This window comes from Bordetella hinzii LMG 13501, from assembly GCF_001548475.1.
Taxonomy (GTDB): Bacteria; Pseudomonadota; Gammaproteobacteria; order Burkholderiales; family Burkholderiaceae_B; genus Bordetella; species Bordetella hinzii.
Map to the genome: position 1 here is coordinate 67,895 of NZ_LRUJ01000002.1, position 26,467 is coordinate 94,361.

The 26,467-nt window shown below is 65.9% G+C and carries 22 protein-coding genes; 14 read left to right on the forward strand and 8 right to left on the reverse strand.

Annotated elements, in window-relative coordinates:
• The first annotated feature begins 180 nt into the window (after positions 1–180).
• The 4 genes from alaC (at position 181) to AXA74_RS01745 (ending at position 4,497) form a co-directional block, all read left to right on the forward strand.
• Positions 181–1,368 (forward strand): alanine transaminase, encoded by a 1,188-nt coding sequence (gene alaC / locus AXA74_RS01730; protein WP_029579681.1) that lies wholly within the window; start codon positions 181–183, stop codon positions 1,366–1,368.
• Positions 1,365–2,669 carry a homoserine dehydrogenase gene (locus tag AXA74_RS01735; RefSeq protein WP_029579680.1) on the forward strand — a complete coding sequence of 435 codons (1,305 nt, stop codon included), beginning with the start codon at positions 1,365–1,367 and terminating at the stop codon, positions 2,667–2,669. Before alaC ends, AXA74_RS01735 begins: the two co-directional genes overlap by 4 nt.
• Positions 2,666–4,075, forward strand: coding sequence for a threonine synthase (thrC, locus tag AXA74_RS01740; protein ID WP_029579679.1), 1,410 nt, complete (start codon positions 2,666–2,668; stop codon positions 4,073–4,075). Before AXA74_RS01735 ends, thrC begins: the two co-directional genes overlap by 4 nt.
• 200 nt (positions 4,076–4,275) lie before the next feature.
• Positions 4,276–4,497: a YgdI/YgdR family lipoprotein gene (locus AXA74_RS01745; protein WP_029579678.1), complete on the forward strand. Its 222-nt coding sequence runs from the start codon at positions 4,276–4,278 to the stop codon at positions 4,495–4,497.
• Between the two features lie 53 nt (positions 4,498–4,550).
• Here the strand turns inward: AXA74_RS01745 and AXA74_RS01750 are convergent, their stop codons facing one another.
• Positions 4,551–5,570: a class 1 fructose-bisphosphatase gene (locus AXA74_RS01750; RefSeq protein ID WP_029579677.1), complete on the reverse strand. Its 1,020-nt coding sequence runs from the start codon at positions 5,568–5,570 to the stop codon at positions 4,551–4,553.
• Between the two features lie 8 nt (positions 5,571–5,578).
• Entirely contained in the window at positions 5,579–8,287 is a 2,709-nt protein-coding gene (pepN, locus tag AXA74_RS01755) for an aminopeptidase N (RefSeq protein WP_029579676.1), read from the reverse strand.
• 139 nt (positions 8,288–8,426) lie between these two features.
• On the opposite strand from pepN, the gene AXA74_RS01760 reads away from it, so the two are divergent.
• Positions 8,427–9,077 (forward strand): DUF4136 domain-containing protein, encoded by a 651-nt coding sequence (locus AXA74_RS01760; RefSeq protein ID WP_029579675.1) that lies wholly within the window; start codon positions 8,427–8,429, stop codon positions 9,075–9,077.
• Between the two features lie 58 nt (positions 9,078–9,135).
• Here the strand turns inward: AXA74_RS01760 and AXA74_RS01765 are convergent, their stop codons facing one another.
• Complete coding sequence (locus AXA74_RS01765) at positions 9,136–9,498, reverse strand: H-NS histone family protein (protein WP_029579674.1); 363 nt, start codon at positions 9,496–9,498, stop codon at positions 9,136–9,138.
• Positions 9,499–10,056: 558 nt separating this feature from the next.
• On the opposite strand from AXA74_RS01765, the gene tldD reads away from it, so the two are divergent.
• The 6 genes from tldD (at position 10,057) to glcF (ending at position 18,368) form a co-directional block, all read left to right on the forward strand.
• Complete coding sequence (tldD, locus tag AXA74_RS01770) at positions 10,057–11,517, forward strand: metalloprotease TldD (protein ID WP_029579673.1); 1,461 nt, start codon at positions 10,057–10,059, stop codon at positions 11,515–11,517.
• A 259-nt stretch (positions 11,518–11,776) separates the two neighbouring features.
• Positions 11,777–12,850 carry a 3-deoxy-7-phosphoheptulonate synthase AroG gene (gene aroG / locus AXA74_RS01775; RefSeq protein WP_029579672.1) on the forward strand — a complete coding sequence of 358 codons (1,074 nt, stop codon included), beginning with the start codon at positions 11,777–11,779 and terminating at the stop codon, positions 12,848–12,850.
• 114 nt (positions 12,851–12,964) lie between these two features.
• Positions 12,965–14,374, forward strand: a complete 1,410-nt coding sequence (locus tag AXA74_RS01780; protein WP_029579671.1) for an FAD-binding oxidoreductase — start codon at positions 12,965–12,967, stop codon at positions 14,372–14,374.
• A 124-nt stretch (positions 14,375–14,498) separates the two neighbouring features.
• Positions 14,499–15,998 carry an FAD-linked oxidase C-terminal domain-containing protein gene (locus AXA74_RS01785; RefSeq protein WP_029579670.1) on the forward strand — a complete coding sequence of 500 codons (1,500 nt, stop codon included), beginning with the start codon at positions 14,499–14,501 and terminating at the stop codon, positions 15,996–15,998.
• A gap of 11 nt (positions 15,999–16,009) precedes the next feature.
• The gene (gene glcE / locus AXA74_RS01790) at positions 16,010–17,113 is read left to right on the forward strand and encodes a glycolate oxidase subunit GlcE (protein WP_029579669.1); all 1,104 of its coding nucleotides are present in this window, start codon (positions 16,010–16,012) and stop codon (positions 17,111–17,113) included.
• Between the two features lie 10 nt (positions 17,114–17,123).
• Positions 17,124–18,368: a glycolate oxidase subunit GlcF gene (gene glcF / locus AXA74_RS01795; protein WP_060833133.1), complete on the forward strand. Its 1,245-nt coding sequence runs from the start codon at positions 17,124–17,126 to the stop codon at positions 18,366–18,368.
• Here the strand turns inward: glcF and AXA74_RS01800 are convergent.
• From AXA74_RS01800 to AXA74_RS01820, 5 genes are all read right to left on the reverse strand, one after another.
• Positions 18,365–19,810: an NAD(P)(+) transhydrogenase (Re/Si-specific) subunit beta gene (locus AXA74_RS01800; protein WP_029579667.1), complete on the reverse strand. Its 1,446-nt coding sequence runs from the start codon at positions 19,808–19,810 to the stop codon at positions 18,365–18,367. The two genes, glcF and AXA74_RS01800, sit on opposite strands and share 4 nt — an antisense overlap.
• Positions 19,807–20,121: an NAD(P) transhydrogenase subunit alpha gene (locus tag AXA74_RS01805; protein WP_029579666.1), complete on the reverse strand. Its 315-nt coding sequence runs from the start codon at positions 20,119–20,121 to the stop codon at positions 19,807–19,809. The genes AXA74_RS01800 and AXA74_RS01805 overlap by 4 nt, the downstream gene beginning before the upstream one ends.
• Position 20,122: 1 nt before the next feature.
• Positions 20,123–21,241 (reverse strand): Re/Si-specific NAD(P)(+) transhydrogenase subunit alpha, encoded by a 1,119-nt coding sequence (locus AXA74_RS01810; protein WP_029579665.1) that lies wholly within the window; start codon positions 21,239–21,241, stop codon positions 20,123–20,125.
• Between the two features lie 189 nt (positions 21,242–21,430).
• Positions 21,431–22,297 carry an N-formylglutamate amidohydrolase gene (locus AXA74_RS01815; protein WP_029579664.1) on the reverse strand — a complete coding sequence of 289 codons (867 nt, stop codon included), beginning with the start codon at positions 22,295–22,297 and terminating at the stop codon, positions 21,431–21,433.
• Between the two features lie 59 nt (positions 22,298–22,356).
• A complete protein-coding gene (locus tag AXA74_RS01820; RefSeq protein WP_029579663.1) occupies positions 22,357–23,340 on the reverse strand; it encodes a tripartite tricarboxylate transporter substrate binding protein BugE in 984 nt (327 codons plus the stop codon).
• 146 nt (positions 23,341–23,486) lie between these two features.
• Here AXA74_RS01820 and gcvA point away from each other — a divergent pair, with 146 nt between their 5' ends.
• The 3 genes from gcvA to AXA74_RS01835 all read left to right on the forward strand — a co-directional run bounded on the left by gcvA (position 23,487) and on the right by AXA74_RS01835 (position 26,437).
• The gene (gene gcvA, locus AXA74_RS01825; RefSeq protein ID WP_029579662.1) at positions 23,487–24,407 is read left to right on the forward strand and encodes a transcriptional regulator GcvA; all 921 of its coding nucleotides are present in this window, start codon (positions 23,487–23,489) and stop codon (positions 24,405–24,407) included.
• 8 nt (positions 24,408–24,415) lie between these two features.
• Positions 24,416–25,528, forward strand: a complete 1,113-nt coding sequence (gene mnmA / locus AXA74_RS01830; protein WP_029579661.1) for a tRNA 2-thiouridine(34) synthase MnmA — start codon at positions 24,416–24,418, stop codon at positions 25,526–25,528.
• A gap of 87 nt (positions 25,529–25,615) precedes the next feature.
• Positions 25,616–26,437 (forward strand): sulfite exporter TauE/SafE family protein, encoded by an 822-nt coding sequence (locus tag AXA74_RS01835; RefSeq protein WP_029579660.1) that lies wholly within the window; start codon positions 25,616–25,618, stop codon positions 26,435–26,437.
• Positions 26,438–26,467: the final 30 nt, after the last annotated feature.

Sequence of the window (26,467 nt, forward strand, 5' to 3'; positions counted from 1 at the left end):
TTACCCATGTTGCAGGGTATCCACTGTGAGAGGGGGGACAGAACGGTGCGCATTTGCCCGGCAGGCGTGCTTGCGATAGATTACAAGGTTTTGTTGCACCGCAAGCCTGCAGCGCCTCTTTTTCTGGTGCATCGCACCATCCCTCCGACCCCGCCCTCGCCAAATTAGGATCCGTCCATCATGAGGAAGTTCTCGCGCATCGAGCGTTTGCCGCCCTATGTTTTCAATATCACCGGTGAGCTCAAGATGGCGGCACGTCGGCGGGGAGAGGACATCATCGACATGTCCATGGGCAATCCCGATGGCGCGACGCCGCAGCATATCGTGGACAAGCTGATCGAGGCATCGGCGCGCCCGACCACGCACGGCTATTCCGTCTCCAAGGGCATCCCGCGCCTGCGCAAGGCCATCTGTGACTGGTACCAGCGCCGCTACGCGGTCGAGTTCGACCCGGATTCCGAAGCCATCGTCACCATCGGCTCGAAGGAAGGCCTGGCCCATTTGATGCTGGCCACGCTCGACCGCGGCGACACCGTGCTGGTGCCCAACCCCAGCTACCCCATTCACATCTATGGCGCGGTCATCGCCGGGGCCAATATCCGCTCGGTGCGCATGACCCCCGGGGTGGACTTCTTCGAGGAGCTGGAGCGCGCGGTGCGCGAATCCATTCCCAAGCCCAAGATGATGATCCTGGGCTTTCCCAGCAACCCGACCGCGCAGTGCGTGGACCTGTCCTTCTTCGAGCGCGTGGTCGCCCTGGCCAAGGAGCATGACATCCTGGTGGTGCATGACCTGGCCTACGCGGACATCTGCTTTGACGGCTATGTGGCGCCGTCCATCATGCAGGTTCCCGGCGCCCGCGACGTGGCGGTCGAGTTCTTCACCATGAGCAAGAGCTACAACATGGCTGGCTGGCGCATCGGCTACATGGTGGGCAACCGCGAATTGGTCGGCGCGCTGGCGCGCATCAAGAGTTATCACGATTACGGCACGTTCACGCCCATCCAGGTGGCTTCCATCGCCGCCCTGGACGGTCCGCAGGATTGCGTGTCGGAAATCGTGCAGCAGTACCAGAGCCGGCGCGACGTGCTGGCCCGCGGTCTGCATGAAGCAGGTTGGAATGTGGAGATTCCGAAGGCGTCCATGTACATCTGGGCGCAGATCCCCGAACCCTACAGGGCGATGGGTTCTTTGGAGTTCGCCAAGCGTGTCCTGTCGGATGCGAAGGTGGCCGTGTCCCCCGGGATCGGCTTCGGCGAGTACGGCGACGATTATGTCCGCTTCGCTCTTATCGAGAACGAGCAGCGCACCCGCCAGGCGGTGCGCGGCATCAAAGATATGTTCCGCAAGGACGGTTTGTTGAAATGAATCCGATGAAGGTAGGCCTGCTGGGCCTGGGCGTGGTGGGAGGCGGCACGTGGAGCGTGCTGGCCCGCAACGCCGAAGAAATTGCGCGCCGCGCCGGGCGGCGTATCGAGGTCAGCCGCATCGCCGTGCGCGATGTGGCCAAGGCGCGCGCGCGCGTGGGCGAGGGCATCGAGGTCTCGACCGACGTGCACGCCCTGGTGCGCGACCCCGAGATCGACATCGTGGTCGAGCTGATCGGCGGCGATACCCTGGCCCGCGAGCTGGTGCTGCAGGCCATCGCGCAGGGCAAGCACGTGGTCACGGCCAACAAGGCCTTGCTGGCCAAGCACGGCAACGAGATCTTCGCCGCGGCCTCCGAACGCGGCGTCATGGTGGCCTTCGAGGCGGCGGTTGCCGGCGGCATCCCCATCATCAAGGCGATACGCGAGGGCCTGACGGCCAACCGCATCCAATGGGTGGCCGGCATCATCAACGGCACCACCAATTTCATCCTGTCGGAGATGCGTTCGCGCGGCCTGCCGTTTGCCGAGGTGCTGGCCGAGGCCCAGCGCCTGGGCTATGCCGAGGCGGATCCCACGTTCGACGTCGAGGGCGTGGACGCGGCCCACAAGCTGACGCTGCTGGCCTCGCTGGCCTTTGGCATCCCGGTGCAGTTCGAGCGCGCCTATATCGAGGGCATTTCGCAGCTGGCCCAGGAAGACATCGCCCATGCCGAGCGCCTGGGCTACCGCATCAAGCTGCTGGGCATCACCAAGCGCCGCGCCGAAGGCATCGAACTGCGCGTCCATCCGGCCCTGGTGCCGGCCGAGCGCCTGCTGGCCAATGTCGAGGGCGCGATGAACGCCGTGCTGGTGCGCGGCGATGCCGTGGGCCCGACGCTGTACTACGGCCAGGGCGCCGGCGAAGAGCCGACCGCCTCGGCCGTGGTCGCCGATCTGGTCGACGTGACACGCCTGCACACGGCGGATCCGGGCAACCGCGTGCCGCATCTGGCCTTCCAGCCCGATGCCATGGCCGACACGCCGATTCTGCCCATCGAGCAGATCAGCACGTCCTACTACCTGCGCCTGCGCGTGGACGACCAGCCGGGCGTGCTGGCCGATATCGCCCGCATCCTGGCCGATCGCAGCATTTCCATCGGTTCCATGATCCAGCAGCCGTCGCATATCGGCGGCGCCGATATCATCTTCCTGACGCATGAGGCGCTGGAAGGCAATGTCACCCAGGCGATCGAGCACATCGAGTCGCTGCCTTTCGTGCGCTCCAAGGTGACCCGCCTGCGCGTGGAGAACCTCACATGAAGTACGTCTCGACTCGTGGCGGCATGGCTCCCCAGGATTTCTCCGATATCCTGCTCGAGGGCCTGGCGCCCGACGGCGGGCTGGCGGTGCCGCAGCAGCTGCCCAAGGTCGATGCCCAGACCCTGGAGGCCTGGCGCAGCCTGTCCTATGCCGACCTGGCCGTCGAAGTCCTGTCGCTGTTCGCCACCGACATCCCGCGGCAAGACCTGAGCCGGCTCGCGCATGCCGCCTACAACGGCGAAGTCTTCTCCAGCGACGAGATCGTGCCCCTGCGGCCCTTGTCCGGCGGCCTTCAGCTGTTGGGCCTGTCCGAAGGCCCGACGCTGGCCTTCAAGGACATGGCCATGCAGTTCCTGGGCCAGGTCTTCGAGTACGTGCTGGCCAAGCGCGGCACGACCCTGAACATCGTGGGCGCCACCTCGGGCGACACCGGATCGGCGGCTGAGTACGCCTTGCGCGGCAAGCGCGGCGTGGGCGTGTTCATGCTGTCGCCGCACGGCCGCATGAGCTCCTTCCAGCGCGCGCAGATGTATTCGCTGCAGGACGAGAACATCCACAACATCGCCGTCAAGGGCGTGTTCGACCAGGCGCAGGACATCGTCAAGGCCCTGGCCGCGGACCTGGCATTCAAGACGCGCTATCGCATCGGCGCGGTGAACTCGATCAACTGGGCGCGTATCGCGGCCCAGGTGGTGTATTACTTCCATGGCTGGCTGCGCGCCACCCGCTCGGCGGGCCAGGAGGTGTCGTTTGCCGTGCCTTCCGGCAATTTCGGCAACATCCTGTCGGGCCATATCGCCCGCAGCATGGGCTTGCCGGTTCGCCGCCTGGTGCTGGCCACCAACGAAAACAACGTGCTGGAAGAGTTCTTCCGCACCGGTATCTATCGTCCGCGCGCGCCCGAGCAGACCTACGCGACCTCCAGCCCGTCCATGGACATCTCGCGCGCTTCCAATTTCGAGCGCTTCGTCTACGACCTCGTGGGCGGCGACGCCGCCCGCGTGCGCGCGCTGTGGAGCGAACTGGCTGACAAGGGCAGCTTCGACCTGTCGGCCCAGCGCGGCGCATTTGCCGACCGCTATGGTTTTGTCTCCGGCGTGAGCACGCACGAAGACCGCCTGGCCACCATACGCACGGTGTTCGACGAGACCGGCGTGCTGGTCGACCCGCATACCGCCGATGGCGTGAAGGTGGCGCGCGACTTCGTCGAACCGGGCGTTCCCATGCTGGTGCTGGAGACCGCCTTGCCGGCCAAGTTCTCCGACACCATCGAAGCGGCCCTGGGCCGTCCGGTTCCGCCTCCGGCCGAACTGGCGGGCCTTGAGTCCTTGCCGCAGCGCGTCACTGTGATGGACTGCGACGCCGGCCAGGTGCGTGCCTTCATCGAGGCGCACGCCAAGGTCTGATCCGCGCAACACAGGCGGCCGAAAATCCCCCGCGGCTTAGGGCTCCGGGGGATTTTTCATCAGCTCTGTTACATTTTTGGCGGCCCGTGGTTGCGGCAATTACAGTCCCACGCATTTTGCCGACATCCCGTCACTGTATCGGTCGGGCTGGGGACATAAAGTGGAATGACCGCTTTGTGATTGACTAACGGAGGATAACCATGAGCCTTAAACACCTGACTCTCGCGCTGGCCGTCACTGGATTCGGCGTATTGGCGGGATGCTCGTCGCCGTCGGTCGTGCACAAGTCCGACGGCAGCCAGGTCATCACCCCCGATGAGCCCCAATACAACAAGAAATCGGGCATGTATGAATATGACCAGGATGGGCGCAAGGTGCAGATCAACAAGGACGACATAAAGTCGATCGAGCAGATCAATTAATGCGTCCCGGACAATAAGAAAAGCCCCTCGCGGGGCTTTTCTTATTTGGGCCCTTATTTGGCCTGGGCCTCGGCATGATACCTGCCCACGCGCTCGACCTCGTTCCTGGAGCCCAGGATCACGCTCACGCGCTGGTGCAGCTGTTCGGGCTGGATGTCGAGGATGCGCTGCTCGCCGTTGATGGCGGCGCCGCCGGCCTGTTCGACGATGAAGCTCATGGGATTGGCTTCATACATCAGGCGCAGCTTGCCCGCCTTGCCCGGCTCGCGGGCATCCCAGGGGTACATGAAAATCCCGCCGCGGGTCAGGATGCGATGCACGTCGGCCACCATGGACGCGATCCAGCGCATATTGAAGTCCTTGCCCAGGGGGCCGGTCTTGCCAGCCAGGCATTCGTCGATATAGCGCTTGACCGGGGCGGCCCAGTGGCGCATGTTCGACATATTGATGGCGAATTCCTTGGTGTCGGCGGGAATGCTCATGGTTTCGTGGGTGAGCACCCAGGAACCCATTTCGCGGTCCAGCGTAAAGCCGACCACGCCATTGCCTATGGTGAGCACCAACATGGTCTGCGGCCCGTAGACCGCATAGCCGGCGGCTACCTGGTCGCGGCCGGGCTGCAGGAAATCGGCCTCGTTCACCTCGGCGCCCGAGACATGATGCGGGGCGCGCAAGACCGAGAAAATGGTGCCGATCGAGACGTTGACGTCGATATTGGACGAGCCGTCCAGCGGATCGAACAGCAGCAGGTACTCGCCCTTGGGATAACGGTTCGGGATGCGATGGATGGTTTCCATCTCTTCCGAAGCCATGGCGGCCAGGTGGCCGCCCCATTCATTGGCCTCGAGCAGGATTTCATTGGACAGCACGTCCAGCTTCTTCTGCACCTCGCCTTGCACGTTTTCACTGTCCAGGCTGCCCAGCACGCCGCCCAGCGCGCCCTTGCTGACCGCATGGCTGATGGCCTTGCAGGCGCGCGCCACGACTTCGATCAGCAGGCGCACTTCGGGCGCGAGCGCCTGGGCCGAACGTTGCTGTTCGACCAGGTATTGGGTGAGGGTTTTACGTTTCATCGGGATTCCTATGCGGAGAACTCAAGGGCTTTGGATACGATCTCGGCGACGTTGCGAGACAGGCCGTCGTGGCCGCGCACGCGCTGCAGCGCGGCGCGCATGCTGTCGCGCAAGGCCGGCGTGAAGCGGGACCAGTTGTCCATGGCACGCGCCAGCCGGGCGGCGATCTCGGGATTCAGAGCGTCCAGGGCAAGCACCTGCTCGGCCCAGAACGCATGGCCGGAGCCGTCGGCCACGTGCATGCCGCGCGCATTGTTCAGGCAGAACTGGAATACCAGGGCGCGGGCACGGTTGGGGTTGCGCAGCGTGAAATCCGGGTGCTGCATCAGCGCGCGCACCTGGGCCAGGCCCGTCGAGCGGGCCGTGGCCTGCAGGGTAAACCATTTGTCTATCACCAGCGGGTCATCCTTCCAGCGCGCATGGAAGCGGTCCAGCGCGGCCTGGGCGGCGGGCCGGTCGGCGTAATTGACCAGGCAGCCCAGCGCGGCCAGGCTGTCGGTCATGTTGTCGGCCTGCTCGTACTGGCGCGCGGCGCGGGTCTGGGCATCGGCCACGCCGGCGGCCATCAGGTGCGCCAGCGCCTGGTTTTTCAGCGCCCGGCGTCCGGCCGGTCCGGGCGCCGGGCTGTAGGCGCCGCCGGTCTGGTTGGATTCGAAGGCATCCAGCCACTCTGCGGCCAGTTGCCGGCCAAGCTCGGCGCGCAAGAAGTCGCGCGCCGCGGCCAGCGCGGGCGGGTCGATGGCCTGCATGCGTTCCGCCAGGGTCTTCTCGGAGGGCAGCGCCAGCACACGGGCACGATAGGCGGCATCCAGCGAGGGGTCCGTCAGTTGCGCGCGCCAGGCTTCGATGAAGGCCGCATCGGCGGCCAGGGGCTGGCCGGCCTGGTGGCGGGCGGCCAGGGCCAGCAATTGGCGGCTGGCCAGCTCCTGACCGGCCTCCCAGCGGGCGAAGGGGTCGGTGTCATGGGCAGACAGCAAGGCCAGTTCGGTGTCGGTCCAGTCGTACTCGACGATCACCGGCGCCGAGAATCCGCGCAGCAGCGATGGCACAACCGGCACGGCGATGTCCTCGAACACCCAGCTTTCGACGGCCTCGCGCAGTTCCAGCAGGACGGTGTCGCGGGCGGCCGGCACGCCGGCCAGCTTCAAGGGCAGGGCGCGGCCCTGGCGATCCAGCAGGCCGAGGGCAAAGGGAATGTGAAAGGGCTGCTTGGCGGGGGCGCCAGCCCGTTTTTCCACGCCCACGGGCGCGCAGCGCTGGCTGAGCGTGACCGTCAGGCGCCGTTGCGCCGCATCGTGCTTGAGCGTCACGGCCACGCGCGGCGTGCCGGCTTGCCGGTACCAGTTGCGAAAGACGCCCAGGTCGCGCCCGGGATGGAGCTGGCGATAGACCGCGTCCATGGCGTTGACGAAATCATCGCAGGTCACGGCCTGGCCGTCATGGCGGCGGAAGTACTCGTCCATGCCCGCGCGAAAGCCCTCTTCGCCCAGCAGCGTGTGCTGCATGCGGATCACTTCGGCGCCTTTTTCATAGACCGTGGCGGTATAGAAGTTGCCGATCTCCTGGTAGCTGTCCGGCCGGATGGGGTGGGCCATGGGGCCCGCGTCCTCGGGAAACTGCGCCGCGCGCAGCGTGACCACGTCGTCGATGCGCTTGACGGCGCGGGCGCTGGTCGCGGCGGCCGCGTCCATGCCGCGGGCCATCATGTCGGCGCTGAATTCCTGGTCGCGGAACACCGTCAGGCCTTCTTTCAGGCTCAGCTGGAACCAATCACGGCAGGTGACGCGGTTGCCCGTCCAATTATGGAAGTACTCGTGCCCGATGACCGACTCGATCCCTTCGTAATTGACGTCGGTCGCCGTCTGCGGGTCGGCCAGCACATAGGCCGCATTGAAGATGTTCAGGCCCTTGTTTTCCATGGCGCCCATATTGAAGTCGCGCACGGCGACCACCATGAAGCGGTCCAGGTCCAGCTCCAGGCCGAAACGGGTCTCGTCCCAGCGCAGCGCCCGCTCCAGCGATTCGAGCGCCCACTCGGTGCGCGATTCCGAGCCCGGGTCGCTATAGACCTGCAGCAGCACTTCCCGGCCGCTGCGGGTGCGGACGCGCTTTTCGCGATGGGTCAGATTGCCGGCCACCAGCGCGAACAGGTAGCAGGGCTTGGGGAAGGGGTCTTCCCAGTCCGCTTCCTGACGGCCGTCGGGCAGTTGCCGCGTGGCCAGCAGGTTGCCGTTGGACAGCAGGACGGGATAGCGCCCGTCGGCGCGCAGCGTGACCCGGTAGCGCGACATGACATCGGGCCGGTCGGCAAACCAGGTGATGCGCCGGAAACCCTCGGCTTCGCACTGCGTGAAGAAATTGCCGCCGGACACATAAAGGCCCATCAGGGTGGAGTTGGCCGAAGGCCGGCAACGGCTGGCGATCTCCAACGTGCACAGCGGCGGCAGGCCGCCGACCTGCAGACGATGTTTATCGAGCCGGTATTGCCCCGCGGGCCAGTCCTGGCCATCGACGCGCAGCGACACCAGTTCGAGCTCCTCGCCGTCGAGCTCCAGCGCGGCGTCGGCCGGCGCCTCGGGCTTGCGCTCCAGGCGCAGCGTGGCGGTGACCAGGGTGCTCTCGGGATCGAGATCGAAAGTCAGCGCGACCTCGGGAATCGCGTAAGGATAGGGCTGATAATCCTTGCGATATACGGTGACTGGCGTGTCGGTGCGCATGAGATCCCTTATAGGCGGTAGACAACCGCACTATTGTAGTGGTTGGCGGGCAGGGGCAGGCCGTGCGGGACGATATGCAACCTTTCCTTGCGGGCACCGGTCCAATTATCATTGCTGCGCAAGTCCGAGGAGTCGCGAAATGTTCAGTTCTATGGGTGCAGCCCGGTGGGGCCGTCTTGCGGCGGTGTCGCTCGCCGTGGCCGCGGCGGCCCTGGTCAGCGGTTGCGCCGCCCCCACCGTGGCCGCCCGCGTCACATCGTTCCAGCAATGGCCCACGGGTGTGGAAGGGCAGACCTACCGCTTCCAGACGGCCAACGCCGGCCAGGAAAACAATCTCGAATACCAGTCCTTCCAGGACATGGTGCGGGCCGGTATCGGGCCGACTGGCCTGGTCGAGGCGCGCGATGGGCAGTCCGCGCGTTTCGTCGTGAGCTTTACCTATGGGGCGACACAGACCCAGGTCATGGTGCGCCGCGCCTATGATCCGTATTTCTACGGCGGGTATGGCGGCTATTACGGCCCGCGAGTCTGGGGCGGTCCCTGGGGGCCCGGGCCTTTCTGGGGCCCGGAGTGGGTGGACGTTCCGACAGTGGCTTTTCGCAATGGCCTGAATCTGCAAATCCGGGATACGGCGCGCGGCAATGCGGAGGTCTACCGCTCCAGCGCCTATATTGTCAGCCAGCGTGAAGACCTTTTGCGGGCCATGCCCTATCTGGTGCGAGCCATTTTCGATCACTTCCCGGGGAATAATGGCGCAGAACGTGAAGTCGAATATCCCTTAAATCGTTAGTGCGTCCCCAAATAAATAACGGCGCCTGCGGGCGCCGTTATTCAATAAACCTTGATTATCATTTTATGAGAAAGCTCTCGCGGCTCGCGCCCTTGCTTTCTTCGGCAACAAGCCAGCGCGGGGCTTTGCCGCGGCCGCTCCAGGTTTCGCCCGATTCCGGGTGACGATATTTCGGGGCGACGGCACGCTTGGCGCCGTCGGCGGCGGCCTTGCGGCGCGGCGAGGCGCTACGCGGCGATTTGGCGCTGCCCAGCGCGGCGACGATTTCTTCGGGAGTGATATTGTATTCGCGCATCGACTTCACTATGGAGGCGATGACCGGTTTGCGGCGCCGCGTCTGCAGCGCTTCGGCGCGCTTTTGCAGGCGGTTGATTTCTTTCTCGATCTTGGCTTGCTGTGCTGCGTAAGTCTCTCGGGGCATGTTTCTTCCTGGTTATGGACTTCGATTCGCCGGCTTGCTTGTATATATAGTTGTTGTATTTCAATAATACATAAATTGTCTTCGACAGTCTTTAACTTTATCGGCAGATAATTGTTTCAGATGACTGACATTCTGGACAGCTTGATGACAGAATCAGAAGCATGGCCGGGCTGGCAACACAGCGCCTGTCCGGCTTGCGCGGGCGGTGCCTAAAGTCAGCAGGTTCTGAATCGACGTGGCGCCGGCGATGTTCTGCTTTTTTATGGACCTGTCCCCGCCGACATGCCCGGGAAAAACAACGGCATTAGCCCCTGCGCGCCGGGTTTTATCCCTTCTGCGAAATGGCCTGTTCGGATACCCCAGGTTTCGGCGGTCATATGATGAGTCAGGCCGACCGGCAATGTTTGAGAAAGTGAAAACTTTTGCTGCACCATTTTGGCGCGCTCGGGCAGTCATGCGCTGGGCCGGGCCGTTCGGCGTTACGATAACGGTTGCGCGCCTCGAGACGGTTCGCGAGGCCTCCCGCCGACATAGTGCGGGCCCTAAATACGGAATTCCATGAAACTGATCGATCCCGCGATTCAATCCCTGGCGACCGCCAAATCCCTCCTGCTCGACCCCTGGGGCCTGACCGAAGCCGACCTGGCCCGGGCGTTGGGCGAAATCTTCGCTCACAAGGTCGACTACGCCGACCTGTATTTCCAGTACACGCGCAGCGAGGGCTGGAGCCTGGAGGAGGGGATCGTCAAGACCGGCAGTTTCTCCATCGGTCAGGGCGTGGGCGTGCGCGCCATCAGCGGCGAGAAAACCGCCTTCGCCTATTCCGACACCTTATCGCCGCAGGCCTTGCTGTCTTCGGCGCGCACCGTGCGCGGTATCGCGCGCCAGGGAGCGGGCCGTGTCAAGGTGGCCGCCCACCGGCCGCCCGAGGACAGCCGCAGCCTTTACGCCGACATCGACCCGCTGGCCACGCTCAGCGCCGCCGACAAGGTCGCCTTGCTCGAACGCCTCGAGCGCATGGCGCGGGCGCGCGATCCGCATGTCATTCAGGTGATGGCGGGCCTGGGGGCGGAGTATGACGTCATACTTGTGGCCGGCAGCGATGGCCGCCTGGCGGCCGATGTCCGGCCGCTGGTGCGCCTGTCGCTGACGGTCATCGCCGAGCGCAACGGCCGGCGCGAAATGGGCCATGCCGGCGGCGGCGGCCGCAGCGGCCTGGCTTATTTCACCGACGAGATCCTGCGCGATTACGTCGAACGGGCCGTGCATGAGGCCATGGTGAATCTGGAGGCGCGTCCGGCGCCGGCCGGCGAAATGCCGGTCGTGCTGGGCTCGGGCTGGCCCGGCATCCTGCTGCACGAGGCGGTGGGCCACGGACTGGAAGGGGATTTCAACCGCAAGGGTTCGAGCGTGTTTTCCGGGCGCGTCGGGCAGCGGGTGGCGTCCAAGGGCGTGACCGTCATCGATGACGGCACCCTGGAGGGCCGCCGCGGCTCGCTCAATATCGATGACGAAGGCAACGCCTCGCAGCGCAATGTCCTGATTGAGGACGGCATCCTGCGCGGTTATATGCAGGACACCCTCAATGCCCGTCTTATGAAGACCCAGGCCACGGGCAACGGCCGGCGCGAATCCTTCGCCCATCTGCCCATGCCGCGCATGACCAACACCTATATGCTCGGCGGCGACAAGGCGCCCGAGGAAATCATCGCCTCGGTCAAGAAAGGCCTGTATGCGGTCAACTTCGGCGGTGGCCAGGTGGATATCACCAGCGGCAAGTTCGTTTTTTCGGCTTCCGAGGCCTATATGATCGAGAACGGCAAGGTCACTTATCCGGTCAAGGGCGCCACCCTGATCGGCAATGGCCCCGACGCGATGAACCGCGTCAGCATGATAGGCAACGACATGCGCCTGGACTCCGGTGTAGGCACCTGCGGCAAAGAGGGGCAGAGCGTGCCGGTCGGCGTGGGCATGCCCACGTTGCGCATGGACGGCCTGACCGTGGGCGGCACCGCCTGAACGGCCGGCCGGGCCGCCCGCGGGATGACGGGCGGCTTTTTTTGTGCTAGAGTTTTTGCCTATGAAATTCGCGTCCCCCGCTTTTTACTTTTATTTTTTTGGTTTTCTGAAGCCGCTGGCGGAGGAAGGGACGCGCTTAACCTAGTACAGAATCCCCCCGAAAAAGCCGCCAGCGTAATGGCGGCTTTTTTGTTGCCGTCAGCCTGGTGGGTTTGCGGGAATGACCCAAGCAAGCCATACCCACCCCAGGAGTACAACCGTGTCACACAATACCGACGATCTTCGCATCCGTGAAATCAAAGAGCTGAATCCGCCCGCGCACGTCATGCGCGAGTTCCCGTGCACCAAGGAAGCGTCGGAAACGGTATTTGCCGCCCGCAATGCCATGCACCGCATCCTGCACGGCATGGATGACCGTCTGATCGTCGTCATCGGTCCGTGTTCCATCCATGACACCCGCGCCGCCCTGGAGTACGCCAGCCGGCTCAAGCTCCTGCGCGACAGGCTCTCGGCAGACCTGGAAATCGTGATGCGGGTCTATTTCGAGAAGCCGCGCACCACCGTGGGCTGGAAGGGTTTGATCAACGACCCCAATCTGGACGGCAGTTTCGATATCAACAAGGGCGTGCGCGTGGCGCGCGAGCTGCTGCTGGAGATCAACAGCCTGGGCTTGCCGGCGGGGTGTGAATTCCTGGACATGATCACGCCGCAATATATTGCGGACCTGGTGGCTTGGGGGGCGATCGGGGCGCGCACGACGGAAAGCCAGGTGCATCGGGAGCTGGCCTCCGGGCTGTCCTGCCCGGTGGGTTTCAAGAACGGCACGGACGGCAATGTGAAGATCGCGGTCGATGCCATCAAGGCCGCCTCGCAGCCGCATCATTTCCTGTCGGTGACCAAGGGCGGCCATTCGGCCATCGTATCGACCGCCGGCAACGAGGACTGCCATGTCATTCTGCGCGGGGGCAAGGCGCCCAACTACGACGCGGCCAGCATCGAGGCGGCGTGCCAGGACCTGTCCAAGGCGGGCCTGGCGCAGCGTGTCATGGTCGACGCCAGCCACGCCAACAGCAGCAAAAAACCCGAAAACCAGCCCCTGGTGGCCGAGGACGTGGCGCGCCAGATGGAAAGCGGCGACTCGCGCATCGTGGGCATCATGATCGAAAGCCACTTGGTGGGCGGCCGCCAGGACCTCGTGCCGGGCCAGGCGCTGACCTATGGCCAGAGCATCACCGATGGCTGCATTGACTGGGACGCTTCGGTCCAGACGCTGGAACGCCTGGCCCAGGGCGTGCGCGAGCGCCGGCGCGCGGCGCTGGTCAGCGGCAAGTGACGCGGTGCTGCCGAAACGCCCGGTCCAGGACCGGATTTTTCATGCGCGGGCCCGGCCAGCACGGCGGTCTGTCGGCGTAGAATGGCTGGATACCAACCTCTATCCCTGCTCACCATGAACGCTCCCCTGCATTCCGAAACCCTGCGCCGTCCCGTGCCCGCCGCCTGTCTGGATGCGCTCAAGGCGCTGTTTGGCGATCGCCTGTCGGTGTCGGCGGCGGTGCGCGAGCACCATGGCCGGGATGAGTCGCCTTATCCCCCCATGCTGCCCGACGCGGTGGTCTTCGCGCAGTCCACCGAAGAAGTGGCCCAGGTGGCGCGGCTGTGCAATGAGCACCGTGTGCCCCTGATCCCCTATGGCGCGGGCTCTTCGCTGGAGGGGCATCTGCTGGCCATCCAGGGCGGCATCAGCCTGGACCTGTCGCAGATGAACCAGGTCCTGGCCGTCAATGCCGAAGACCTGACGGCGACCGTGCAGGCCGGTGTCACCCGCAAGCAGCTCAACGAAGAAATCCGCAGCACCGGGTTGTTTTTCCCGATTGATCCGGGCGCCGATGCGAGCCTGGGCGGCATGGCCGCCACGCGCGCCTCCGGGACCAATGCCGTGCGCTACGGCACGATGCGCGAGAACGTGATGTCGCTGACCGTGGTGACGGCGGATGGGCGTGTCGTACGCACCGCGGGCCGCGCGCGCAAGTCCTCGGCCGGCTATGACCTTACACGCATTTTCGTGGGCAGCGAAGGCACGCTGGGCATCATCACCGAGGTGACCGTCCGCCTGTATCCGCAGCCCGAGGCCGTATCGGCCGCGGTCTGCAATTTCCCGACCCTGGATGACGCGGTCCAGAGCGTGATCGAAATCATCCAGATGGGCGTGCCGGTGGCGCGCGTGGAGTTCATGGATGCGGCCGCCGTCAAGGCGGTCAACCTGCACAGCAAGCTCTCGCTGCGCGAGACGCCCATGCTGGTGTTCGAATTCCACGGCAGCCCGGCGGGCGTGCAGGAGCAGGCCGAGACGGTGCAGGCCATCACCGCCGAGCATAGCGGCATGGATTTCGAGTGGGCCGAGCGCCCCGAGGACCGCAACCGCCTCTGGACGGCACGGCACAACGCCTATTTTGCCGGCCTGCAGCTGCGTCCCGGCTGCCGCGCCAGCACCACCGACGTCTGCGTCCCGATCTCGCGGCTGGCCGACTGCGTGCGCGAGACGGTCGACGAACTGGACCGCGCCAGTTTTCCGTACACCATCGTGGGCCACGTGGGCGACGGCAACTTCCATGTGCTGATGCTGCTCGATGGCGACAGCGAGGCCGAATGGCAGGAGTCGGAAACCATTAATCACAATTTGGTCCGCCGTGCGATCGCCGCCGACGGCACTTGCACGGGCGAGCACGGCGTCGGCCTGCACAAGATGCAGTTCATGGCCGAGGAGCATGGCGAGGACGCCCTGGCGCTGATGCGCAGCCTCAAGCATGCCTTTGACCCGAACAACATCCTCAACCCGGGCAAGATTCTCGCCTGGTAGGGCCGCCGTCGGCCGAGGCCGCAAGGCGCCCGTGTCGGGCGCCTTTTTCTTTGCTGGTGGAAAACCCGCTCTGCGGGTAAATCCCGGCATGAACAAAGCAGTTACGCACGCTATCTTTCCGTTCATGACTTCACTCGTCGAAGCCGGCCTGAGCCATACCCAGGCGCCATTTTCTCCGCGAACGCTGGTGCAGGCACTGCAGGCCGTTCTACCGGCGCATTGCGTGCTGTATCGCGAGGAGGATACTCGCCCCTACGAGTGCGACGGGCTGTCCCTGTTCCGCGCGCTGCCGGCGGCCGTGGCGCTGCCCGAAACCGAGGAACAGCTGCGCGAGGTCCTGCGGGTCTGCAAGCGCCTGAACGTGCCCGTGGTGGCGCGCGGCGCCGGCACGGGCCTGTCGGGAGGATCGATGCCGCATGCGCAAGGCGTGCTGCTGGGCCTGTCCAAGTTCAACCGCATCAAGCGCATCGATCCGGCCGCCGGCCTGGCGGTGGTCGAGCCCGGGGTGCGCAACCTGGCCATTTCCGAGGCCGCCTCGGCCTACGGCCTTTACTATGCGCCGGATCCCTCCAGCCAGATCGCCTGTTCGATCGGCGGCAATGTGGCCGAGAACTCCGGCGGCGTGCACTGCCTGAAATACGGCCTCACCGTGCACAACGTGCTCAAGGTGCGCCTTATCACCATCGATGGCGACGTGGTCGAGCTGGGCAGCGAGGCGCCGGATGCGCCCGGCCCGGAGCTGCTGCCCCTGTTCATCGGTTCCGAGGGCATGCTGGGCGTGGTGACCGAAGTCACGGTCAAGCTCATCCCCAGACCGGTCTGCGCCCAGGTCGTCATGGCCAGCTTTGCCAGCGTCGAGGCGGCCGGCAATGCGGTCACGCAGATCATCGCGGCCGGCATCATCCCGGCCGGGCTGGAGATGATGGACCGGCAGGCCACCCACATGGTGGAGCCCTTTGTGCAGGCCGGCTATGACCTGGACGCCCAGGCCATCCTGCTGTGCGAATCCGATGGCACGCCCGAAGAGGTGGCCCACGAGATCGAGCGCATGGAAGCCATCTTCCGGGCCGCCGGCGCCACGCGCTGCCAGGTGTCGTCATCGGAAGCCGAGCGCCTGCGTTTCTGGGCCGGCCGCAAGAACGCCTTCCCGGCGGCGGGGCGCGTCTCGCCGGACTACTACTGTATGGACGGCACGATTCCGCGCCGGCACCTGGCGCGCGTGCTCAATGCCATTGAGCAGATGGAGGATGAGTTCGGCCTGCGTTGCGCCAATGTGTTCCATGCCGGCGACGGCAACCTGCATCCCCTGATTCTGTTCGATTCAAACAAGCCGGACGAGGTCGAGCGCGCCGAGAAATTCGGCGCCGCCATCCTCGAGCTGTGCGTGCAAGTCGGAGGCACCGTGACGGGAGAGCACGGTGTGGGTATGGAGAAAATAAATCAAATGTGCGTGCAATTTTCGCGTGACGAGCTTGACGCCTTTCTCGCGGTCAAACGGGCATTCGACCCGCCCGGCCTGCTCAATCCTGAAAAAGTGATCCCCACCCTGGCCCGCTGCGCCGAGTACGGCAAGATGCACGTGCACGCGGGTGAAATGCGATTCCCCGACCTGGCCCGCTTCTGAGGCGACTCCTGATGGAATTCGTCCTGTCGGAATTATGCGACCAGGTCATGACGGCGCGCGCCGGCCATAAGCCGCTCATCATCGCGGGCGGCGGCAGCAAGCGCTTTTATGGCAACCCGCGCCATGCCGCGCCCGGCCATTATGTGCTGGACATGACTGCCTATCGCGGCATCGTGAATTACCAGCCCTCGGAGCTGGTGGTCACGGTGCGCGCGGGTACGCCCCTGGCCGAGCTGGAGGCCGCCTTGGCCGAAGAACGCCAGATGCTCGCCTTCGAGCCGCCTCATTTCGAGGCGGGCGCGACCGTGGGCGGCTGCGTAGCGGCCGGGCTGGCCGGCCCGCGGCGCCAGGCATGCGGCGGCGTGCGCGACTACGTGCTGGGCACGCGCCTGCTGGATTCCCAGGGCCGCGTCCTGTCCTTTGGCGGCGAGGTCATGAAGAACGTCGCCGGCTACGATGTCTCGCGCCTGTTGAGTGGTTCTTTGGGGATTTTCGGCGCCATTCTGGAGGTCTCGCTCAAGGTGGTGCCGCTGCCGGCCGAGGAGGTCACGCTGGTGGGCCATGGCACGCAGGCCGAGGCGCTGCAGCAGTTCGCCCAATGGCGCGGTCAGCCCTTGCCGGTGTCCGCCACGGCCTGGGTGCCGGACGGCGACGGCGGCGAAGGCGGACGCTGGATGGCACGTTTGTCGGGCACGGCGCCGGCATTGCGCGCCGCGCGCCAGCGCGTGGGCGGCACCGAACTGGATCCGGCCGTGGCGCGCTCCGCCTGGCAGGCTCTGCGGGAGCAGACGCATGCCTTCTTCCAGGGCGGCGTGCCGCTGTGGCGTCTCGCCGTGGCGCCGACCGCGCCGCCGCTGGCGCTGGGGCCGATGCTGGTCGAGTGGGGCGGGGGCCAGCGGTGGCTGAGCGCCCGTGCCGATGCCCGTGCCGTGCGCGAGGCGGCCCAGGCCGCCGGCGGGCATGCCACCCTGTTCCGCGCCCAGGGCGGCGCGGTCCCGGACGACGGCGTGTTTCATCCCTTGAGTCCTGGCGTGGCGCAGATCACGCGGCGGCTCAAGCAGGAGCTGGACCCGGCGGGATTGTTCAATCCGGGCCGCATGGTGCTGGACCTATAGGCAGACCCTGATGCAGACTCAGCTTGCTTCCTGGGCGCGCGGCACCGACCTTGGTCAGGAAGCCGACGCCATTCTCCGCCGCTGCGTGCATTGCGGCTTTTGCACCGCCACCTGCCCGACCTACCAGGTGCTGGGCGATGAGCGCGACAGTCCGCGCGGACGCATCTACCTCATCAAGCAGGTCTTGGAGGGGGCGGCGCCCACCCACGCCACGCAATTGCACCTGGACCGTTGCCTGACCTGCCGCAACTGCGAGACGACCTGTCCTTCAGGCGTGCAGTACGGCCATCTCATCGATCTGGGCCGCAAGGTCGTCGACGAGCGCGTTGCGCGTGCCTGGCCGGATCGCCTGCGCCGCTGGCTGCTGCGCAAAGGCATGAATTCGGCCCTGTTCGCCCCGGCCATGCGTCTGGCGCAGACCTTGCGGCCGCTGCTGCCCGCCGCGCTGCGATCGAAAGTGCCGGCGTGGCGCGCGCCCGGCCTGCTGCCCGATGCCACGCGCCACGCGCGCCAGGTCGTGATGCCGGCCGGCTGCGTGCAGCCCAGCATGATGCCGGCCATCGACGCGGCCACGGTGCGCGTGCTCGACGCCGTGGGCATAAGCGTGCGCCAGGCCGGCGGGGCGGGCTGCTGCGGCGCGGTGAATTTCCACCTCGATGCCCAGGAGGCAGCCCTGGCGCAGATGCGCGCCAATATCGACGCCTGGTGGCCCTTGCTGAAGGAGGGGCGGGCCGAGGCCATCGTCATGAATGCCTCGGGTTGCGGCGCCATGGTCAAGGACTATGCGCATCATCTGCGGCATGATCCCGCCTATGCCGAGAAGGCCGCCTATGTCGTGGAGCGGGTCAAGGACGTCGCCGAACTGCTTGCGCCGCATGCGGCCGAGCTGGCCGGGAAACTCGGCCCGGCGCCGCGCGCGGCCTTCCACCCGCCCTGCACCCTGCAGCATTGGCAGGGGCTGCGTCCGCTGAGCGAGCGCCTGCTGGCCGAACTGGGGTTTGCGCTGCAGCCCTTTGCCGACACCCATCTTTGCTGTGGTTCGGCCGGGGCCTATTCGGTGCTCAATCCCGGCATCTCCCAGGCCTTGCGCGACCGCAAGCTGGCCGCCATTTCCGGCACCGGGGCCCAGGTCATCCTGTCGGCCAACATCGGCTGCATCGGCCACCTCCAGGCGGGCACGGGCACGCCCGTGCGCCACTGGGTGGAGGCCGTCGATGAGCGGCTGCGCGCCGCGCAGCCGCCGCGCCGGGCCTAGTCGATGGCCCGGCCCATGTCCTCGACGACCTTCTTGGCGTCGCCGAAGACCATCATCGTGCGGTCCATGTAGAAAAGCTCGTTGTCCAGGCCGGCATAGCCGGCCGCCATCGAACGCTTGTTCACGATGATGTTGCGTGCCTTGTAGGCTTCGAGGATGGGCATGCCGGCGATGGGCGAGGCCGGATCGTTCTTGGCCGCGGGATTCACCACGTCGTTGGCGCCCAGCACCAGGACCACGTCGGTCTGGCCGAACTCGCCATTGATTTCTTCCATTTCGAAGACCTGGTCGTAGGGCACCTCGGCTTCGGCCAGCAGCACATTCATATGGCCCGGCATGCGGCCGGCCACGGGATGGATGGCGTACTTGACGGTGATGCCTTTGGCGCTCAGCTTGTCGGTCAGCTCTTTCAGGGCGTGCTGGGCCCGCGCCACCGCAAGGCCGTAGCCCGGCACGATAATCACGGTCTCGGCATTGGACAGCAGGAAGGCCGCGTCCTCCGGGCTGCCCGATTTGACCGGGCGCTGGACCTGTTCGCCGGCGGCGCCGGCCGCGGCCGCCTGGCCGCCGAAGCCGCCCAGGATCACGTTGAAGAAAGAGCGGTTCATCGCGCGGCACATGATGTACGACAGGATGGCGCCCGAGGAACCGACCAGCGAGCCGGCAATGATGAGCATGGGGTTGTTGAGCGAGAACCCGATGCCGGCCGCGGCCCAGCCCGAATAGCTGTTGAGCATGGACACCACCACGGGCATGTCGGCGCCGCCGATGGGAATGATGATGAGCACGCCCAATATGAAGGCCAGCACGGTCATGATCACGAAGGGCGTCCATGACTGCGTGGCCATGAACCAGAAGCCGCTGGCCAGCATGATGATGGCCAGCAGCAGGTTCAGCAGGTGCTGGCCGCCGAAGGTGACCGGCGCGCCCTGGAACAGCCGGAACTTGTACTTGCCGGACAGTTTGCCGAAGGCAATGACCGAGCCCGAGAAGGTGATGGCGCCCACGAAAGTGCCGATGAACAGCTCCAGGCGGTTGCCCGTCGGGATGGGCAGGCCCGGCGCGGCGATGCCGAAGGCATGCGGCTCGGCCACGACGGCGATGGCGATCGCCACGGCGGCCAGGCCTATCATGCTGTGCATGAAGGCGACCAGCTCGGGCATCTTGGTCATTTCCACGCGCTTGGCCATGAGCGTGCCGACGCTGCCGCCGACGAGCAGGCCCAGCAGCACCCAGCCCAGCCCGATGCCGGCGCCCGGGCCATCCTGGCGCGCCAAGCCGACGATGAGCGCGGCGGTGGTCAGCACGGCGATCGCCATGCCCGCCATGCCGAAGCCATTGCCCAGGCGCGAGGTGGCCGGGTGAGACAAGCCCTTGAGCGCCTGGATGAAGCAGACCGAGGCGATGAGGTAGAACAGCGTGACCAGGTTCAGCGAGATCATTGGCTGCGCTCCTTGGCCGGACGGTCTTTTTTCTTGAACATCTCGAGCATGCGGCGGGTGACCAGGAAACCGCCGAACACATTGACCGCGGCCAGCGCCACGGCCAGCACGCCCATGGCGCGCGCCAAGCCGCCCTCGGTCAGCGCGGCGGCCAGCATGGCGCCCACGATGATGATGGCCGATATCGCGTTGGTGACCGCCATGAGCGGCGTATGCAGGGCGGGCGTGACATTCCAGACCACGTGGTAGCCGACATAGATCGCCAGCACGAAAATGATCAGATTGATCAGGGTGGGGCTGATGCCTTCCATCTTATGACCTCCTCAGGACCTGGCCGCCTTCGCAGACCAGGCAGGCCGCGACGATGTCGTCGTCGCGCCGAATATCGAGCGCGCCGCCTTCGCCGGTGATGAGCTTCATGAAATCCAGCAGGTTGCGCGCATAGAGCGCCGAGGCGTCGGTGGCCAGCCTGCCGGGCAGGTTGGTCAGGCCGATCAGCGTCACGCCGTGCTTTTCGACCACCTGGCCTTTTTCGGTCAGCGGGCAGTTGCCGCCGCGCTCGACGGCCAGGTCGACCAGGACCGCGCCGGGCTTCATGCCCGCCACGGTCTCGGGGCTGATCAGCACGGGCGCGGGGCGTCCCGGGATGAGGGCCGTGGTGATCACGACGTCGGCCTGCTGGCAGCGCTGGGCCACCAGCGTGGCCTGCCGCGCCATCCAGGCGGCGGGCATGGGGCGGGCATAACCGCCCGTGCCCTGGGCGATTTCGCGTTCTTCTTCGGTTTCAAAGGGGACGTCGATGAATTTGGCCCCCAGCGATTCGATCTGTTCCTTGACGGCAGGGCGCACATCGGAGGCTTCCACCACGGCGCCCAGGCGCCTGGCGGTGGCGATGGCCTGCAGGCCGGCCACGCCGGCGCCGAGCACGACCACCCGCGCCGCCTTCAGGGTGCCGGCGGCGGTCATCATCATGGGAAACAGGCGGCCGCTGTGGCTGGCCGCCAGCAGCACGGCCTGGTAGCCGGCCAGGTTGGCCTGCGAAGACAGCACGTCCAGGCTTTGCGCGCGGGTGGTGCGCGGCGCGGCCTCCAAGGCAAAGGCGGTCAGGCCGGCCTGGGCCATGCGCGCCAGCCCTTCGGCGTCGAAAGGGTCCAGCATGCCCACCAGGACGGCGTCGCGGCGCATGCGCGGCAGCTCGGCCTCGGACGGCGCGCGCACCTTGAGCACGAGCTGCGCGCCGAGCGCGGCGGCCGCATCGGCCAGGCTTGCGCCGGCGGCCTGGTAGTCTTCATCGCGGTAGCGGGCCGCTGCGCCCGCGCCTTGCTCCACGATGACAGCATGTCCGGCGGCCACGTACTTCTTGACCGTCTCAGGTGTTGCGGCGACACGAGTCTCCCCGTCTCGGGTTTCTTTGGGTATCCCGATTTGCATCTGCGCTCCTCCTCCGAAGGCTTGCGTAGTTATACACGAAAGCCCCCCGCGGCCGCGCAGGCGTCGGGCCGTCCCGAGGCCGCGCCTCAAGACAAAAAAAATCCCCCGGAGTCTTGTGGACCTCGGGGGGTGAACGGATGACCGGGGCGATGGCCGCCGGTTCCATCCCGTGCGCGCATCCGTCCGGCGTCAGGCCGTCTGCGCGCGCGTCCAGTCGACCAGCGCGGCGGTCAGTCCGCGCAAGTCTGATTTGAGCCGGGCATAGCCCTCGTTAGGACGCAGGCTGACTTCATCCATGTACAGCTTGCGGTTGATCTCGATCTGCAGGCTGTGGCGGCCTTGGGCCGGGCGGCCGAAGACGCGCACCAGCTCGACGCCCTTGTAGGGATCGTTGACCGTCACGTTGTAGCCGCGTTCGCGCAGCCACCGGGCGACGAATTCGCGGAAGGCCGGATCACTGGTCGAACCGTCACGGTCGCCGAGCACGAAATCGGGGTGCACCAGGCCCGGCCGGTCGGTGGCGAAGGCGCCGGCCACGCTGGGCATGGAATGACAATTGATATGCCAGACCTTGCCGAAATGGGCATGGACCTGGTCCAGCACTTCGGACAGCTTGGCGTGATAGGGCTTCCAGCAAGCTTCGATGCGATGCCGCACTTCATCGGCCGAGAGTTTGCGGTCGTAGAGCGGCGTGCCGTCATCGAGCATGCGCCAGATCAGGCCCTTGCCCAGCCTGACCTTGGGCGAATCGCTCATCGGGCCATCCCAGGGGCCGTCGAGCAACAGCGGATCGACTTCGTCGGCCGAGCGGTTGGCGTCGATATAGGCGCGCGGAAAACTGGCCGCGATCAGCGGCACGCCCAGCTCGATGGCATCGCCCCAGAGGTCATCCACCCAGGTGTCTTCCGCGGTCCGCAGGGCGCCCAGGTCGACCGAGGGTGCGAAATCCGGCGGATAGGCCGTGCCGCTGTGGGGCGAATCGAGCACCAGGGGCGCGGCTTGCGGAAAACGCTGCGGCAGGTCGAGGCGGTAGGACAGGGGATTGATGATAGGCATGACAAGGGGTGCTGCGAAAATAAGAGGGGTCCCCGCGGCGGGCGGGGACCGAAGACCGCTTAGTCGATCTTCACGTTGGCTTCTTTGGCGATGCGCTTGTTCTTGGCGATTTCGTCGGAAATCTGCTTGGCGAACTCGGCGGGCTTGTTGCCCACGGGCGCGGCGCCCAGGCTGTCCAGGCGGCCCTTGACGTCGGGGTCGGCGCTGACCTTGGCCACGGCGGCGTAGATCTTGTCCGTGACGGCCTGCGGCAGCTTGGCCGGACCGACCAGGCCGAACCAGGAGGAGTCATTCACCGGGGCCAGGCCGACTTCGGCGAAGGTCGGGACATTGGGCAGGTTGGCCACGCGCTGCGGGGCGGCCACGGCCAGGGCGACCAGGGCGCCGGACTGGATGTGGGGCAGCGAAGAGGGCAGGTTGTCGAACAGCACGTCGACCTGGCCGGCCAGCGTGTCGTTCAGGGCCGGGCCCACGCCGCGGTAGGGCACATGCATCAGGTCCACGCCGGCGGACATCTTGAACAGCTCTCCCATCATGTGCGAGACCGAACCGTTGCCGGCCGAGGCGTAGGTGATCTTGCCCGGCTGGCTCTTGGCCAGCTTGACGAACTCTTCCATGGTCTTGGCGGCGACCTTGGGATTGATGGACATCACATTGGGCACGGCCGCCAGATTCGAGATGGGCGTGAAGTCCTTCTCGGCGTCGAATGCCAGATTGGAATAGATGGCCGGATTGATGCCATGCGTCGAGACGGTGGCGATGCCCAGCGTGTAGCCGTCCGGCGCGCTGTTGGCGATAAAGGCCGAGCCGATCGAGCCGCCGGCGCCGCCGCGGTTTTCCACCACCACGGTCTGGCCCAGTTCCTTGCCCAGCTTGTCGGCGAACAGGCGGCCGACGATGTCGGTCGTGCCTCCGGGCGGGAAGGGGACGATGAGGCGGATGGGCTTGCTCGGGTAGCTGTCTTCGGCGTGCACGGCGGTGAACGGAGCCGCCAGCGCGGCGGCGGCCAGGGACAGGCCCAGGATGAGGTTGCGACGTTGCATGAATTCCCCTGAATAGGCGTGGGTCTTTAAGACTGACTCCGAGATTCTGAAAGCCCGGGGCGGGTTTGCGCAAACGAAAGATTCTCCGTAAGCTATTACTTTTTTTCATGCCAGGGGTGTAAGTATTTCTGGCCAAGGTATCGCCCATGCGCCGGTTCTGCCCTTCGCTCACCGACCTGCAGGCCTTTGAAGTGGCCGCCAGGCATAGCAGTTTCACCCGCGCCGCCCAGGAACTCTGCGTGACCCAGGGGGCGGTCAGCAAACAGGTGAAACATCTTGAAGAATTTGTCGGCGTTGAATTATTCCTGCGCATCAGGCAAGGCCTGGTCCTGACCGAGGCGGGGCGCAGCTACCTCAAGCAGGTGCAGGCGGGCCTGAGCCAGATCGAGGCGGCGACCGTGGAACTCATCGCCCACCAGGGCAAGGGGGGCACGCTGCGGCTGACCTCCATGCCGACCTTCGGGGCGCGCTGGCTCATCCCCAGGCTGACGGCTTTCCGCCGGCTGCGGCCGGACATCCATGTGGAATTCCTGCCGCACCGCCAGGGCTATGATTTTTCCACGCCCGAGCTCGATGCGGCGGTGCGCTTCGGCGAAGGGGTGTGGCCCGGCAGCGGGGCCGATTACATCGTCGGCCGCGAAATCCTGCCGGTCTGCAGTCCGCGGCTGATTCCCCAGGCCTGCGGCGAGGCCGGCGATTTGATGCGCTATCCGTTGTTGCACCACACCTCGGCGCTGGAGGGTTGGCGCGATTGGTTCGAGCAGGCCGGCTGCGATACGCGGCGCGCCCTGGAGGGCGCGCGCTTTGACCAGTATTCCCTGTTGTCGCAGGCGGCGGCGGCCGGTTTCGGGATCGCGCTGATCCCGCGCTGCCTGATCGAAGACGAGTTGCGCGACGGCAAGCTCATCGTTCCCATCCAGCTGCCGATCCGCGCGCGCCAGGGCTATTACCTCTGTTATCCGGAACAGAAAGCCAGTTCGCCCACTTTGCAGGCCTTCCGCTCCTGGCTCATGGAAGTCTCGCGCGCGGCCGAACCGGTGCCGGATGACGCGGCGCCCTTAAAATAAGCAGCATCATGGTTCAGACATCACACAAGAAAGGCCGCGTCGTGGTCGGCATGTCGGGCGGGGTGGATTCCTCGGTCACCGCCTGGCTGCTCAAGCAGCAAGGCTACGAGGTCGTCGGCCTGTTCATGAAGAACTGGGAGGATGACGACGATTCCGAATACTGTTCGACCCGCCAGGACCTGCTGGACGCGGCCAGCGTGGCCGATCGGGTCGGCGTGGAATTCGAGTACGTCAATTTCGCGGCCGAGTACAAGGACCGCGTATTCGCCGATTTCCTGCGCGAGTATTCCGCCGGCCGCACGCCCAATCCGGACGTGCTGTGCAACGCCGAGATCAAGTTCAAGGCCTTCCTGGACCATGCCATGGCGCTGGGCGCCGAGCATATCGCCACGGGCCACTATGCCCGCGTGCGCGCCGTTGACAGCGGGCGCGGCCGGCGCTTCCAGCTGCTCAAGGCGCTGGACGGCTCCAAAGACCAAAGCTATTTCCTGCACCGGCTGAACCAGGCCCAGCTGGCGCGCACGCTGTTTCCGCTGGGCGAGCTGCACAAGACGGAGGTGCGCCGCATCGCCCACGAAATCGGCCTGCACAATGCGGCCAAGAAGGACTCCACGGGCATCTGTTTCATCGGCGAGCGGCCCTTCCGCGAATTTCTCAACCGCTACCTGCCCACCGCCCCGGGCCCCATCCTCACGCCCGAGGGCAGGCGCCTGGGCCAGCATCACGGCCTGGCCTTCTATACGCTGGGCCAGCGCAAGGGCCTGGGCATAGGGGGGGTCAAGGGCCGGCAGCGCGAGGACGGCACCGCCGACGCCTGGTACACCGCCCGCAAGGACTTGAAGAACAACGCGCTCTATGTCGTCCAAGGTCATGATCATCCCTGGCTGCTGTCCAAGACCCTGCGCGCGCAGGACGTCAGCTGGATAGACGGACAGGCGCCCGAGGCCGGCGACTTCGCGGCCAAGACGCGCTATCGCCAGGCCGACGCGGCCTGCCGCCTGAGCCCTGACGGCGAGGGCTTTTCGCTGTCCTTCGCCCAGGACCAATGGGCGGTCACGCCGGGCCAGTCCGCCGTGCTGTACGACGGCGATGTCTGCCTGGGGGGCGGCATTATCAGCTGATGCTTTCTTGCCGCCGGCGTCCGGACCTCGGGGGAGGCGGGCGCCGCTGCGCTCGCGCCGGTTCCATTAAAACGAGAGGAGAACGAAGTGGATGTGACGATGGTGATTTGCCTGCTGATTCTGGGCGGGGTGGTCGGCTTTGCCGCCGGCCTGCTGGGCATAGGCGGCGGCATGGTGCTGGTGCCTTTCCTGACCATGTTGTTCAGCTGGAAGGGCGGCATGCCCGCGGACATGATCGTGCATGCGGCGATTGCGACGTCCATGACATCGATTCTCTTTACGTCCGTCTCCAGCGTGCGCGCCCACCAGAAAAAGGGCACCATCGACTGGAAGATCGTTTTCGCCATGGCGCCGGGCATCATCATCGGCGGACTGCTCTCGGGAGGCGCGGCCTTTGCCGCGATCAGCACCGCCTGGCTGTCGCTGTTTTTCGCCGTGTTCGTCGGTTATTCGGGCTGGAACATGCTGCGCAACAAAAAGCCCAAGCCCAGCCGCCAGATGCCAGGCATCGCCGGCACGACGGCGGCCGGCGCCGGGATAGGCTTTATTTCGGGCCTGGTGGGCGCGGGCGGCGGTTTCCTGTCCGTGCCCTTCATGGTTTGGTGCAATGTGTCGCTGCTGGCGGCCGTGTCGACGTCGGCGGCGCTGGGTTTCCCGATCGCGCTGGCCAACAGCGTCGGCTATGTGGTGTCCGGCCTGGCCGAAGGCGTGCAGCGTCCGGGCATGCTGGGCTTCATCTATTGGCCGGCCCTGCTGGCGCTCATTTGCACCAGCGTGCTGACCGCGCCCGTGGGCGCCCGCCTGGCGCACCGCCTGCCCGTGGCCACGCTCAAGCGCGTCTTCGCCGGGCTGTTGTTCTGCCTGGCGGCCTATATGCTGCTCAAGGCCTGGCAGGCCTTCATGGCCTGAGGCCGGCTGCGCAAAAAAAACCCGGGCCAT